This is a genomic window from Clostridium phoceensis (assembly GCF_001244495.1).
Lineage (GTDB): Bacteria > Bacillota > Clostridia > Oscillospirales > Oscillospiraceae > Lawsonibacter > Lawsonibacter asaccharolyticus.
This window is the reverse complement of the sequence record NZ_LN866274.1, coordinates 777,872-789,761: the sequence shown is the minus strand read 5'-3', so window position 1 is coordinate 789,761 and position 11,890 is coordinate 777,872. Positions and strand designations below refer to the sequence as shown.

At 62.8% G+C, this 11,890-nt stretch carries 16 protein-coding genes and 1 other annotated feature; of the genes, 2 read left to right on the top strand and 14 right to left on the bottom strand.

The window, feature by feature from the left end; all coding sequences use genetic code 11:
* Positions 1–245 (top strand): MBL fold metallo-hydrolase (locus BN1969_RS18200; RefSeq protein ID WP_473206035.1); only part of this gene is annotated, 245 nt, incomplete at its 5' end.
* Between the two features lie 116 nt (positions 246–361).
* Here BN1969_RS18200 and BN1969_RS04635 read toward each other — a convergent pair.
* The 12 genes from BN1969_RS04635 to BN1969_RS04580 all read right to left on the bottom strand — a co-directional run bounded on the left by BN1969_RS04635 (position 362) and on the right by BN1969_RS04580 (position 7,853).
* Positions 362–775, bottom strand: coding sequence for a DUF2178 domain-containing protein (locus BN1969_RS04635; RefSeq protein ID WP_050623237.1), 414 nt, complete (start codon positions 773–775; stop codon positions 362–364).
* 86 nt (positions 776–861) lie between these two features.
* The gene (locus tag BN1969_RS04630; RefSeq protein WP_050623236.1) at positions 862–1,596 is read right to left on the bottom strand and encodes a hypothetical protein; all 735 of its coding nucleotides are present in this window, start codon (positions 1,594–1,596) and stop codon (positions 862–864) included.
* Between the two features lie 49 nt (positions 1,597–1,645).
* Positions 1,646–2,071, bottom strand: coding sequence for a hypothetical protein (locus BN1969_RS04625; protein WP_050623235.1), 426 nt, complete (start codon positions 2,069–2,071; stop codon positions 1,646–1,648).
* On the bottom strand, positions 2,055–2,288 hold the full coding sequence (locus BN1969_RS04620; RefSeq protein ID WP_050623234.1) for a helix-turn-helix transcriptional regulator: 234 nt from the start codon (positions 2,286–2,288) through the stop codon (positions 2,055–2,057). The genes BN1969_RS04625 and BN1969_RS04620 overlap by 17 nt, the downstream gene beginning before the upstream one ends.
* Before the next feature lie 256 nt (positions 2,289–2,544).
* Entirely contained in the window at positions 2,545–2,790 is a 246-nt protein-coding gene (locus BN1969_RS04615; protein ID WP_050623233.1) for a hypothetical protein, read from the bottom strand.
* 19 nt (positions 2,791–2,809) lie between these two features.
* Positions 2,810–3,688, bottom strand: a complete 879-nt coding sequence (locus BN1969_RS04610; RefSeq protein WP_050623232.1) for an aldose 1-epimerase family protein — start codon at positions 3,686–3,688, stop codon at positions 2,810–2,812.
* A complete protein-coding gene (locus tag BN1969_RS04605) occupies positions 3,685–4,170 on the bottom strand; it encodes an NUDIX hydrolase (RefSeq protein WP_082203499.1) in 486 nt (161 codons plus the stop codon). Before BN1969_RS04605 ends, BN1969_RS04610 begins: the two co-directional genes overlap by 4 nt.
* Before the next feature lie 74 nt (positions 4,171–4,244).
* On the bottom strand, positions 4,245–4,691 hold the full coding sequence (locus BN1969_RS04600) for a GNAT family N-acetyltransferase (RefSeq protein WP_050623230.1): 447 nt from the start codon (positions 4,689–4,691) through the stop codon (positions 4,245–4,247).
* 94 nt (positions 4,692–4,785) lie between these two features.
* Positions 4,786–5,883 carry a redox-regulated ATPase YchF gene (gene ychF, locus BN1969_RS04595; protein WP_050623229.1) on the bottom strand — a complete coding sequence of 366 codons (1,098 nt, stop codon included), beginning with the start codon at positions 5,881–5,883 and terminating at the stop codon, positions 4,786–4,788.
* 283 nt (positions 5,884–6,166) lie between these two features.
* Positions 6,167–6,544, bottom strand: coding sequence for a RidA family protein (locus tag BN1969_RS04590; protein ID WP_050623228.1), 378 nt, complete (start codon positions 6,542–6,544; stop codon positions 6,167–6,169).
* Between the two features lie 95 nt (positions 6,545–6,639).
* Positions 6,640–6,897, bottom strand: a complete 258-nt coding sequence (locus BN1969_RS04585; protein WP_133248287.1) for a hypothetical protein — start codon at positions 6,895–6,897, stop codon at positions 6,640–6,642.
* A 152-nt stretch (positions 6,898–7,049) separates the two neighbouring features.
* Positions 7,050–7,853, bottom strand: a complete 804-nt coding sequence (locus tag BN1969_RS04580) for an alpha/beta fold hydrolase (protein ID WP_242850276.1) — start codon at positions 7,851–7,853, stop codon at positions 7,050–7,052.
* 126 nt (positions 7,854–7,979) lie between these two features.
* Positions 7,980–8,186, top strand: a binding site (T-box leader).
* Between the two features lie 81 nt (positions 8,187–8,267).
* On the opposite strand from BN1969_RS04580, the gene BN1969_RS04575 reads away from it, so the two are divergent.
* Positions 8,268–9,689, top strand: coding sequence for a glycine--tRNA ligase (locus tag BN1969_RS04575; protein ID WP_050623226.1), 1,422 nt, complete (start codon positions 8,268–8,270; stop codon positions 9,687–9,689).
* Between the two features lie 47 nt (positions 9,690–9,736).
* Here the strand turns inward: BN1969_RS04575 and BN1969_RS04570 are convergent, their stop codons facing one another.
* Both BN1969_RS04570 and rplQ read right to left on the bottom strand, forming a co-directional pair.
* On the bottom strand, positions 9,737–11,293 hold the full coding sequence (locus BN1969_RS04570; protein ID WP_050623225.1) for a MerR family transcriptional regulator: 1,557 nt from the start codon (positions 11,291–11,293) through the stop codon (positions 9,737–9,739).
* Between the two features lie 175 nt (positions 11,294–11,468).
* A complete protein-coding gene (gene rplQ / locus BN1969_RS04565; RefSeq protein ID WP_050623224.1) occupies positions 11,469–11,813 on the bottom strand; it encodes a 50S ribosomal protein L17 in 345 nt (114 codons plus the stop codon).
* Between the last annotated feature and the right edge of the window lie 77 nt (positions 11,814–11,890).

Genomic DNA, 11,890 nt, shown 5'->3' with positions numbered 1-11,890 from the left:
CCAGCCCCTGGGGTGTGGACGCCCGGGTTCTGGAGCTGCCCGGCCATACGGCGGGCTCCATCGGCTTGGAGGTGGAGGGGCACTCCCTCATTGTAGGGGACGCCATGATGAACCTGTTCCGCCCGGGCCCCTCCTGCCTCTGCTCCGACCCCGCCGCCCAGCGGGACAGCATCGCCCGCATCCGCTCTCTCGGTCCCAGATCCCTCTATTTCGGCCATGGCCGTCCAGCTCACCTCCCTGGATAAGGAAACCGCCTTTTCGAGAATATCGCAGTCTGCCGCGCGCGGGCGCGAACTCTGTGAGGCTTTTTCTACAAGCTGAAAAGTCCCGGTGCAGAAAATGCACCGGGACTTTTCCCATCTTACATCCGCCGCTCAAAGTAGCGGTTGGCCGCCATCGTCACAAAAAACAGTGTAAGGATCACGGCACACAGCGTGATGCCCACTGTCTGGAACAGGGCCCTGCGGGTGATGGCGTAGCAGAGCAGCGCGGTCATTGCGCCGCCGAACAGCAGGCCGTTCATCACCTGCAGGGTGATCTGGCAGCTCCGCATGGCTACCAGCCGGTCCCGCTCGTCTGTCCAGCGCAGCAGCTCCTGCTCCGCCCCGCCCTTCAGCGCGCCGTGAAAGTTCACAGCGCCCAGAGCCAGCAGCAGGACGGCGCTGATGAGATATTTGGGCGCAGATCCGCCTGCCGCCCCCACCGCGAGACAGATCACCGCCAGCACCAGGCAGATGATCCCCAGCATCAGGTGCCGGATGTTTTTGACCTTCAATTCGATCCCTTCCTTTCCCGCTTAACAGATCGGGCCAGAGCGCCCCACAGGCCCCATACGGCCCTCTTTTCCGTCCGGAGGGGCACTCACTGCTCCGTGACGCCCTTCCGCCCCCCGGGGAGCTTCAGCCGGAGCAGCTTCCGCACCAGCTCGTCCCGCTCCTGGCTCAGCTTGCGGAACAGGTCCGCGCCCCCGATCAAAAAGAACAGCAGGGCCAGCCGCTCCGGCATGGGGAAGCCCAGCAGGGCGAACAGCGGCCAGCTCAGCAGGGCGGTCAGCCCCAGGGCCAACAGCAGCAGCACGCCGCCCCGCAGCAGGAGCCCCACCGTGGACACGGACTGGAAATAGTGCTCCCACGCCTCCCCATCCATATGGCCCACCTTATACTTGAGCCATACGGCCCCCAGCAGAAGGGGGACAAATATCAGGCCGGACAGGCTGGTCAGCAGGCTGATCAGCAGGGCAAAGGCCGCCAGCCGCCCCAGGGACGGCCCTGTCCCCGGGTCCTGGAGCAGATACCAGCATCCCAGCGCCGCGCCGCAGGCCGACGCGGCCAAGCCGCAGATCAGGAAAAACCTCTCCCTATCCTCCCAGAACCGATGAAGGCACTGCGCCCCGCCCCCCACGAAGGTGAGGGACAGGAAGGCGGCCCAGGCCGGGTCCCCCCTCAGGAGACAGGCCGCCGCAAACAGCTGGGAGGCAGCCAGCACCGCATCCCCCGCCCGGCCTTTGGCCGCGGCCCCCACCTCCCGGTCCCGCTCGTCCCGGACCAGATGGAGCGCCCGGACCTGCTTCCACTCCTCTTCACGGGTATGGCTCATATGGAATTCCTCGCTTTCCTTTTCATCCGGATCTTCCGTGATCCGATCCCTATATCCTGCCTTCATAATAGAAGCTGCATGCCAGCTCAATGAACAGGGAGAGGGTGTACAGCACGCCGGATACGACCATCATCCCGCCGTACACCAGCTCGCCCTCCGGGTTGGCCAGGGCGCCGATCAGGCTGAGGATCAGCACCGCCATCAGGGTGCCCCGCAGCAGGGAGAGCGTCCGGCTCCTGGCCCGCAGCTCCACCTGGATGTTGCGCTCGTCCAGTGCCTCCACCTTGTCCTGGTAAGACAGGCGTCTGGAGAGGCTGCGGACCAATGCGTCTGCCCCGATGACCAGGGCTATGAGGGCAAGCACCACACTCTTTCCATCTATCTCCCGCTTCCAGATCATGGCCCCAGCCAGGGCCGCTCCAAGGACCAGGAAAAAACATCCGTCCGCAAACTTTTTCTTATTGTAGATCTTCATACTGCCGGTCCTCCAATTCCCTATTTTCTTTCAGGCAGTACAGGTCCTCCACCGTCACGCCGAAGAGCTCCGCGATGCGATAGGCCAGCAGCAGCGAGGGGTTGTACAGCTCCTTTTCCAGGGAAATAATGGTGCGGGAAGAGACGTGGACCCGGTCGGCCAGCTGCTGCTGCGTCATCCCCGCGGCGGTGCGCAGCTCCTTCACCCGGTTCTTCATGTCCCTCTCCCCCCTTTCACTTCACTCCAAAACATGAAGTTAGCTTCACGTGAAGTGTACTTCATATTATACACAGGTCCGCCCGTCTGTCAAGCCCCGCCTGAAAGAATATTTTTTCTTGTACAAAAAGGCGGCGGAGAGGACACGCGTCCTCTCCGCCGCAATTTACCTGTTTTCAATATTTTCTTCCGCAGCTGCGGACCTTTTGGCCGAATGGCCGTTGTCCCATCAAAAGGCTCCGGCCTTTCCACCCAGCTCAGAGAGTCTCGTCCCCCAGGGACTGGATAAGGAGGTTGCGCAGAGAGATGGCACTCTGCCGGTTCATAACGATGGAGGCCACGTGATCCGCATTGGGAGTAGAAACGTTCTCCAGCCCGTTGGAGGTGACGGTGAGGGCATTCTCCATATACTTATAGGAGATATCCAGGGTGACCTCCAGGATCTGGCCCTGGGGGTCAGCGACCTTGCGCAGGCCGAAGGTGTTGGCGTATTCCGGTTTCATGGGATCTTCTCCTTCCGATTCACTGAAATGTGGTGGTATAGGTCAGGACATGGACGCCCCCCGGCTCCAGCCGGCGGATGCCCGCCTTGTCCTCCAGGCCCCGGCCCACAAAGACCGCGTCGGGGAGGGCAGACCAGGGCTCAATACAGAAGTAGCCGGTATCAAAGGGCTTGTCTGCCGTCCACAGTCCCAGATAGGGAAAATCGGGGCACTCCACCACCACCCGCTCCCGGCCGGAGCGGTCCACCAGGGCAGCCCGGCGCTCCCCCTCCAGGTCCAGGACAATGGTGTCCAGCCCGAAGGCCCTGGGGCACAGGGGGATGCGCCCTCCCTCCAGGGGAAAGCGGGCCTCGCCGATGGTCAGCATACACCTGCTGTCCATGCCGTAGGGACGGAGCTCCTCCACCCCGGAGATGGTAACGGCGTAGTCCGCCATAGTCTCTCCGGGCTCCAGGGGGGTCCGGAAGCCGTCGTGTCCGCCCAGCTCATAGAGCATGGGAACGGCGGAGCGGTTCTCTACCCGGTGCGCCTTGGTCAGGCGGCTGCCCTCCAGTGTGTAGGTGACGGTGAGGACAAAGGAGAACGGGTACACCCGCCGGGTCTCCTCGCTGTCCTCCAGCTGGAAGGAGAGGGCGGTGGGGCCCTGCTCTGACACCTGGAACTGAGCGTCCCGGGCAAACCCATGGGTGGAGATGGACCAGGCCCGGCCGTCCAGGGTGTACTGGCTGTCCTGGAGCCGGCCGATCAGGGGGAATAGCAGCGGGGCATGCCTGCCCCAGACGGCGGGGTCGGCCTGCCACAGGTACTCAGTGCCCCCAGCGCTCCGGACGGAGCAGAGCTGGGCACCGGCGTCCTGGATGGAGACGGTGAGCAGGTCGTTGGAGAGCGTATAGGTCATAACTGGGGCCCTCCCTTCACATGCCGGCCGTTGAGGACAGCCTCTTCCAGTATGTCCCCCCGGTAACGCAGCTTCAGAGAGAAGAAGGGGACATCCTCCTCAATGAGCCTCAGAAAGATCTCGTCCCCCTCCCAGTGGGGGATGGTGCACAGCTGTGTCCAGGGCAGCCACTCCAGGTCGCCCTCCGGGCAGTCGGCCCTCAGGGTTCCGGTAAAGCGGTCGATGGTGAACAAATGCATGTACTCCGTGGGCCAGCGGTCGGAGACAAAAGTGACCAGCCCCCGATAGCGGTATTCCGCTGGGGTGAGTCCGGTCTCCTCGTTCACTTCCCGGAACATGCAGTCCTCGGGGCTCTCCCCGTCCTCGAACTTGCCGCCGATGCCGATCCACTTGCCCTGATTCAGATCATTCTCCTTCTTGACCCGGTGGAGCATCAGACACTGACCGCCCTGACGGATGTAGCAGAGGGTGGTGTTGATCATGGCAGGATACCGCCTTTCCATAATAGTGCTGCCCTCAGTATAGCACGGCGGGAAGAAGGGCGCAAGGGAGGCGCCTATCCCGGCAGGGACATGCAGAGGAGAGGGAAGGGATTGCCCTGCTCGTCTGTCTCCGTGCGGCTGCGGACCTGAAAACCCATGTGGAGATAGAAATCGAGGGCTTGAGGGTTCTGCTCATTGACGCACAAAGAGGTGACACCGTACCGCCGGATGCCCCGCTGGAGCAGCTGCCGGCCCAGACCGGTCCCCCGCACGTCTGGGGAGAGGAAGAGCATCTCCAGCCTGGTGCCGTCGATGCCCATAAATCCCACGGGGATGCCCTGATCGGAGAAGGCTACCACCAGCACCGGGACCTGGGCCAGAGCCTGGGGGACGTAGACAGCCAGGGAACGGATGTCCTCTTCGGACAGGAAGTGGTGGGTGGCCCGGACGGAGGACTCCCACACCTGGCACAGGCAGGTGAGCAGCTCCTGAGAGCGGGCATTGATTTCCAAAAGTTTCAAGGCAAAAGGCTCCTTTCGGGAAAAACGGTCCGGGCCCCTTCGGGGCCCGGACCGAGCTTAAATGGGTGCAGATCAGAATATAGCGGGATGCCGGTCATACATTGAACCGGAACAGGATGATATCGCCATCCTGGACGATGTATTCCTTGCCCTCGGAGCGGATCAGGCCCTTCTCCCGGGCGGCGGCCATGGAGCCGCAGGCCATCAGGTCGTCGTAGGAGACCACCTCAGCCCGGATAAAGCCCCGTTCGAAGTCGGAGTGGATCTTGCCGGCGGCCTGAGGGGCCTTGGTCCCCCTGCGGATGGTCCAGGCCCGGCACTCGTCCTCGCCGCTGGTGAGGTAGGAGATCAGGCCCAGCAGGGTGTAGCTGGCCTTCACCAGGCGGTCCAGGCCGGACTCGGCCACCCCCAGATCGTCCAGGAACATCTTCTTCTCCTCCGCATCCAGCTCGGCGATCTCCGCCTCCAGCTTGGCGCAGACCGGGATGACCTGGGCGCCCTGGGCGGCGGCCCGCTCCTCCACCAGCCGGTAGTAGGGGACGGCCTCCGGGTCGGAGAAGCCATCCTCATCCAGATTGGCGGCGTAGATCACCGGCTTGAGGGAGAGCAGCTCGCTGGTGGCAATGAGGGCGGCATCATCCTCCGGCACCTGGGGCAGATAGCCCCGGGCAGACTTGCCCTGGTCGAGCCACTCCCGCAGGCCCTGGAACACCTCCGCCTCATGGAGAAACTTCTTGTCCCCCTTGGCGGCCTTCTGTGCCTTGTCAATGCGCCTGTCCACCATCTCCATATCGGACATGACCAGCTCCAGGTCAATGGTGTCCATGTCCCGGATGGGGTCGGTGGAGCCCTCCACGTGGATGACGTTCTCGTCGTCGAAGCAGCGGACCACATGGACGATGGCATCGGTCATACGGATGTTGGACAGGAATTTGTTGCCCAGTCCCTCGCCCTTGGAGGCGCCCTTTACCAGACCGGCGATGTCCACAAACTCAATGACTGCGGGGGTGGTCTTTTTGGGGTGGTACATCTCGGAAAGCTTGTCCAGCCGGTGGTCAGGGACAGCCACCATGCCCACATTGGGGTCGATGGTGCAGAAGGGATAATTGGCACTCTCGGCGCCGGCGTTGGTGATCGCGTTGAACAGGGTGCTCTTGCCCACGTTGGGCAGACCCACGATACCTAATTTCACGGCAGAAGCCCTCTTTTCTCTTAAAATTCAGTGCCTGTTATTATATCGGATTTTTCTCTGTCTTGCAAGGGCTTCCGGCCCAACTCCCGCCGTCTTTCCCCTCGGCGGGCTGGGGCCCCCATTATGCGGGGCAGCCTGTCTTGTCCCCGTCGGCAAAGCAGGCGGCCCGCCGCCGGGGAGATGTGTCCGGCGGGGCCACAGAGGCCCCTGTCTCTGGACGCGCAAAGCGCCCGGGGCTGGACAAGCCGGCCTCCCGAGCGCTTTTTCTGTGCATTCCGTCCCCTTACAGCAGGGCCACGGCCTCGATCTCCACCAATACATCCTTGGGCAGACGGGCCACCTCCACCGCGGAGCGGGCAGGATAGGCGGGTCCCTCAAAGAACTGGGCGTACACCTCGTTCATGGCGGCGAAATCGTTCATGTCCTTGAGAAACACAGTGGTCTTCACCACGGCGGACCGGTCCAGCCCGGCCTGGGCCAGGATGGCGGCGATGTTATTCAGAGACTGTTGGGCCTGGGCCTTGATGCCCGCCGGGATATCCCCGGCAGCGGGGTCCACCGGAATCTGCCCAGAGGTGAACAGGAACCCTCCGGCCCGGACGGCCTGGGAATAGGGCCCGATGGCGGCGGGGGCCCGGTCAGTATGAATGGCTTCCTTCATGGAATCAAGCTCCTCTCGATCGATCCGATTTGCGCCGGGGCGGCGGTGCCCGGCGGCTGCCGTCATTGTAGCACGTTTCCCCCACGGGCGCAACCTCACAGTTTGTCCAGCACCCAGAAGGTGAAAGTCAGGGTCATCAGAATCACGCTCATGCTGGCAAAGCTGTCCATCAGCAGGGCAAAGGCGTTCTGGTGGGGATGGCGGCGGCGTGTGCGCTCTGTCCGGGCTGCGGGAGCGGCGGAAACCGGCTCCTCCTGGACGTCCTGCATCCGGCTGCGGTATTCGCACAGATCGATCACATTGCCGGAGCGGCGGACGAAATTATGGGTGGTATAGTACAGGGTCTGCATCATGTTCCCTCCGTTCCTGAATCTTATCTGCAGTATGACAGTGTGCCGGTCCCAAAAACCGGACTTTTTCTCTGCTCCATAAGAAAACATATGTTCTACTTTTAAAATACAACATATGTTCTATTTTGTCAAGAGGAATGGAACATATTTTCGATTCACTGGGACAAAAATGCCAGTACCCGCGCTGGGAGGTCTGCGGCCTCCTCGTAGAGTCCATGTCCCAGCTCGGGATAGATCCACAGCCGGCTTTGGCTCAAGTGCTCTGCCAGCACCCCGGCCGCCTCTGCCCCCACCACTTGATCCCGGCCGCCGCCCACCACCAGTGCAGGACAGCCGATCCGTCCCAGCGCGCCGCGGGCGTCATGCCCGAGGCAGGCTCTGGCCTGAATGAGGAAGCGCTGGTAGCTCCTGGGCCGCCCGATGGTGCCCAGCAGGGGCAGCAGCAGCCGGTATCGCCGCAAATACCGCTGGGAGTAGGAGCGCTCCGCTGTGTCCCGCGTCAGCCTTCGGTGATCCCCGTGTTCCGCCAGCAGCAGCCAGCGCCCCACGGTCTCCTGCACCGTCTCGTTGGCCCAGCCGGCTGTCGCCACCAGGACGAGGCGCCTCACCAACTCCGGTGCCTCCGCCGCCAGGTGCTGCGCCACCATTCCGCCCTGGGAGATGCCGAGCACATCCGCACCCCAGAGCCCCAGCTTTTTCATGGCCTCCGCCTGGTCCTCCGCCATCCCGCGGATGGTGGCCCCGGGCTCCAGCCCCCGCCTCCTGCTGAACAGATAGACCTTCCGCTCCCTGCCGTACTCCCGGCAGGCTGCCGCCAGGGGCAGGGCCGTCTCCCGGACGGTCCTCAGGCCGTCCCCCAGTCCAGGGAGGATGACCAGGACCCGTCCCCCCGCTCCAAATCGGATGTGATCCATCTCCCAGCCCTCCCCCCGCACGGTTCCGCGCTCCACGCCAAGCACCGCTACCCCTCCTTCATTTTTTCCATGATACCACTTTCCCTGCCGCCTCACAAGCGGGGAAAAGGCCCGTCGGCCCTTGACGCCGTGTTTTTTTTATAGTAGAATGATGCTGTATCTAAAAACAGCCGCATGGCTTTGAAAGGGAAGAGTAACCCCCGCCGGGGTGCAGCGAGAGGACGGACAGTGCGAGTCCTCCGATGGCGCGGGTGAAGGCCCCCTGGAGCCGCGGGCAGGAAATGGCCCGCCGGTCCCCCGCCGTTATCGGGTCAGAGTGCGTGCCAGCCAGGCACGAATTCAGGTGGAACCACGGACAAGTTTTTGTTCGCCCTGAGCCGACACCGGCTCAGGGCGTTTTTTTTGCCCCGCCGGAATGACCGTGTACAACTAAAATCACGACAAAAAGGAGCTTGACACATGAAAAACAGTGAAAAGACCATGGAAAAGATCGTCGCTCTGTGCAAGGGACGGGGATTTATCTTCTCCGGCTCTGAGATCTATGGCGGCCTGGCCAACACCTGGGACTATGGTCCTCTGGGTGTGGAACTGAAAAACAATGTGAAGAAGGCATGGTGGAAGAAGTTTGTCCAGGAGAACCCCTATAACGTGGGTCTGGACGCCGCCATCCTGATGAATCCCCAGGTGTGGGTGGCCTCCGGCCATGTGGGCGGCTTCTCTGACCCCCTGATGGACTGTAAGGAGTGCAAGGAGCGCTTCCGCGCCGACAAGGTCATCGAGGACTGGTGTCAGGAGAACAGCTTCGAGCTGGGCCACAGCGTGGACGCCATGAGCCAGGCGGAGATGAAGGCCTTTGTGGAGGAGCACAACATCTGCTGCCCCACCTGCGGCAAGTTCAACTGGACGGACATCCGCCAGTTCAACCTGATGTTCAAGACCTTCCAGGGGGTCACCGAGGACGCCAAGAACACCGTCTACCTCCGCCCCGAGACCGCCCAGGGCATTTTTGTCAACTTCCAGAACGTCCAGCGCACCACCCGCCGGAAGCTGCCCTTCGGCGTGTGTCAGATCGGCAAGTCCTTCCGCAATGAGATCACCCCGGGCAACTTCACCTTCCGCACCCGTGAGTTTGAGCAGATGGAACTGGAGTTCTTCTGCAAGCCGGGGACCGAGCTGGAGTGGTTCGCCTACTGGAAGCAGTTCTGCCACGACTGGCTGCTGGGCCTGGGCATCCGGGACGAGAACCTGCGTCTGCGGGACCACGACCCCGAGGAGCTGAGCCACTACTCCAACGCCACCACCGACTTTGAGTTCGTCTTCCCCTTCGGCTGGGGCGAGCTGTGGGGCGTGGCCTCCCGTACCAACTTCGACCTGACCGCCCACCAGAACACCTCCGGCAAGGATCAGACCTACTTTGACCAGGAGAGCGGCGAGCACTACATCCCCTATGTAGTCGAGCCCTCCCTGGGCGCCGACCGGGTCACCCTGGCCTTCCTGGTGGACGCCTATGACGAGGAGGTGGTGGATGCCGAGAAGAACGATGTCCGCACCGTCCTGCGCCTCCACCCCGCCCTGGCCCCCTTCAAGTGTGCTGTGCTGCCTCTGTCCAAGAAGCTGGGCGACAAGGGCCGGGAGATCCAGGCCGAGTTGTCTAAGTACTTCATGGTGGACTATGACGACGCCGGCTCCATCGGCAAGCGCTACCGCCGTGAGGATGAGATCGGCACTCCCTACTGCATCACCGTGGACTTCCAGACCGTGGGCGACGACAAGACCCCCGCGGACAACGCAGTCACCATCCGGAACCGTGACACGATGGAGCAGGTGCGTGTTCCCATCAGTGAGCTGAAGAGCTGGCTGGAGGAGAAGCTGACCTACTGATCTTTCCTATCAAAAGAGGCCCCCTGGAGCTCCAGGGGGCCTCTTTTTCATCCCTCCGTCAGGGAGGCCGTAAACCGAATGACCAGATCTCCCGCGCCGGGGTCCTCCTGATCCAGCTTGGTCATCCCATCGCTGTACGAGGTGCGGCTATATCCCCGGGCGGTGAGCACCTCCAGTTCCAGGGTGACGCCCCCCATCCCCTGGACTTTCCCCTGAGTCCCCGCCCCTTGGAGGCGGGTGTCCTCAAGGATGCTCAACACCATGTGCAGCGATGCCCGCCGGGCCTGGGTAAAGCGCTCTTGGCAGAGGAAGCTCCCCTCCCCAGCCTCTGGGGCCAGGGCGAAGAGGAGGGGGGACAAAATGTTCATGGCCGGCTCCAGCACTTCCAGTTCCGTTTGGTAGGGGTTGCCCGCCGCGTCCCATGTCACGCTCCATCCGGTCACGCGGCCATCCTGGTCCACCGTCCAGACGACCGGGCTCCACTCCCCAGCCCCCTTCTCCAGTTCGATCCACTGACTCCAGCTGACATAGGCGGAGGGCTGGACCGCCCAGCTCCCGTCTCTGTTCAGAGAGGTCCTGGGTGTAGTCCCCAGAAGCTCTGTCCGGCGTCTCTCATACCAGTTGTAGTTCTCCACTGCCTGCTCTGCGGTCAGCGGCTCCGTGGGATAAGGGGGAAGATAGCTCCGGTCGGTCACCAGAAATTCTGCGGCCGTGACCAGAAGGCAGAGCGCCGCCAGGACTGCCCCCCGCCCCCACTTCATGGGCCGGGCGGTATAGCTCAGCCCCTGGTCCCAAGACATTACCTGGTCCTTGGAACACTTCTCATAGCAGTCCCAAAGGCGGGCAATGTTGTAGATAGGGATGCCCAGCCCCGTCCCGCGGAAGAAAACGCCCACCAGCCGGTCGCCCGCCTCCTCCCATGTCAGCTTCCGGCCGTCCTCCCGCCGTACCCGCAGCCCCATGATCCACTTGCCGGGGGTGTAACCCCAGGCGGCCAGCAGGATCGGCTCCAGGAGGAACAGGAACAGCCAGCCCCCGTACATATCAGCCAGGCTTCTCAGCGCCCCATCCAGGACCTGGTCGGGGGCATACCATTCCAGCACCAGATAGCGCACGGCCATCCACAGACAGGTGCACAGCCCTACATCCAGCCCCCGGGCAAAGTATCTTCTCCAGGGGTAGGGGGCGGCGGCAATGGAGTCCCGAGACAGGTCCACCTGCCGGGAGGGCGGCAGGGGCCGGCTCTCCAGCTCCTTGAGCCAGGGCTCCGGGTCCAGCGTCCCGAAGTCCACCTCTGTCCGGCTCATCTCCAGGCACACCTGGGCGTAGCGCTCCAGATCCCCCCGGTCTGCCTCCAGCACGGCGGCCTGCTCCCGCAGGGCCTGAGACAGGGTCAGCTCTCCCGCCTTCAGCCGGCTGATGGTCCCCACCTCCAGGCTCAGCTTCCGCAGCAGCTTGATCTTCTCCAGAGTCGCCGCATCCTCCTCCGAGTAGTCACGGTAGTTGTTCTCCCGGCGCTCCGGAGCGATCAGGCCCTCCTGTTCATAGAACCGAATAGTGGTCCGGGGCAGGCCGGTCTGCCGCTCCAGCTCCTTAATGGTCATGGTCCTCCCTCCTTTGTCCCCAGTATAAAGTATGCACCAGGTTGACAGTCAAGAGGAAATTTCCTTTCTCCTCCTTTTTTGCCCTTCCAGCACCGCCCCCCTCTTCCTGCCCTAAAAGAAAAGAGCCCCGCCTGCTCGGAAAGCAGGCGGGGACTCACTTTGGGAAATCTTGCTGTTACACCAGCTGGATGATGGCCATCTCAGCGGCGTCGCCGCGGCGGGGACCGATGCGGACAACGCGGGTGTAGCCGCCGTTGCGGCCGGCATACTTGGGGCCCAGCTCCTGGAACAGCTTCTTGGCCACATCCTCTTTGGTGATGAAGCCCAGAGCCTGGCGGTAAGCGGCCAGGTCGTTCTGCTTGGCCAGGGTGATCATCTTCTCGGCCAGAGGAGCGACCTCCTTGGCGCGGGTGATGGTGGTCTTGATCTGGCCGTTCTCCAGCAGATAGGTCACCATAGCGCGGAGCATGGCCCGGCGCTGGTCACTGGTGCGGCCCAGTTTACGGTGTTTCAGAGACATATCAGACACTCCTATATTTCGCGCGGCGAAATTTCTGAATTCGTTCAGGGGCCGGACGGCCCCGGAGGACACCCTTG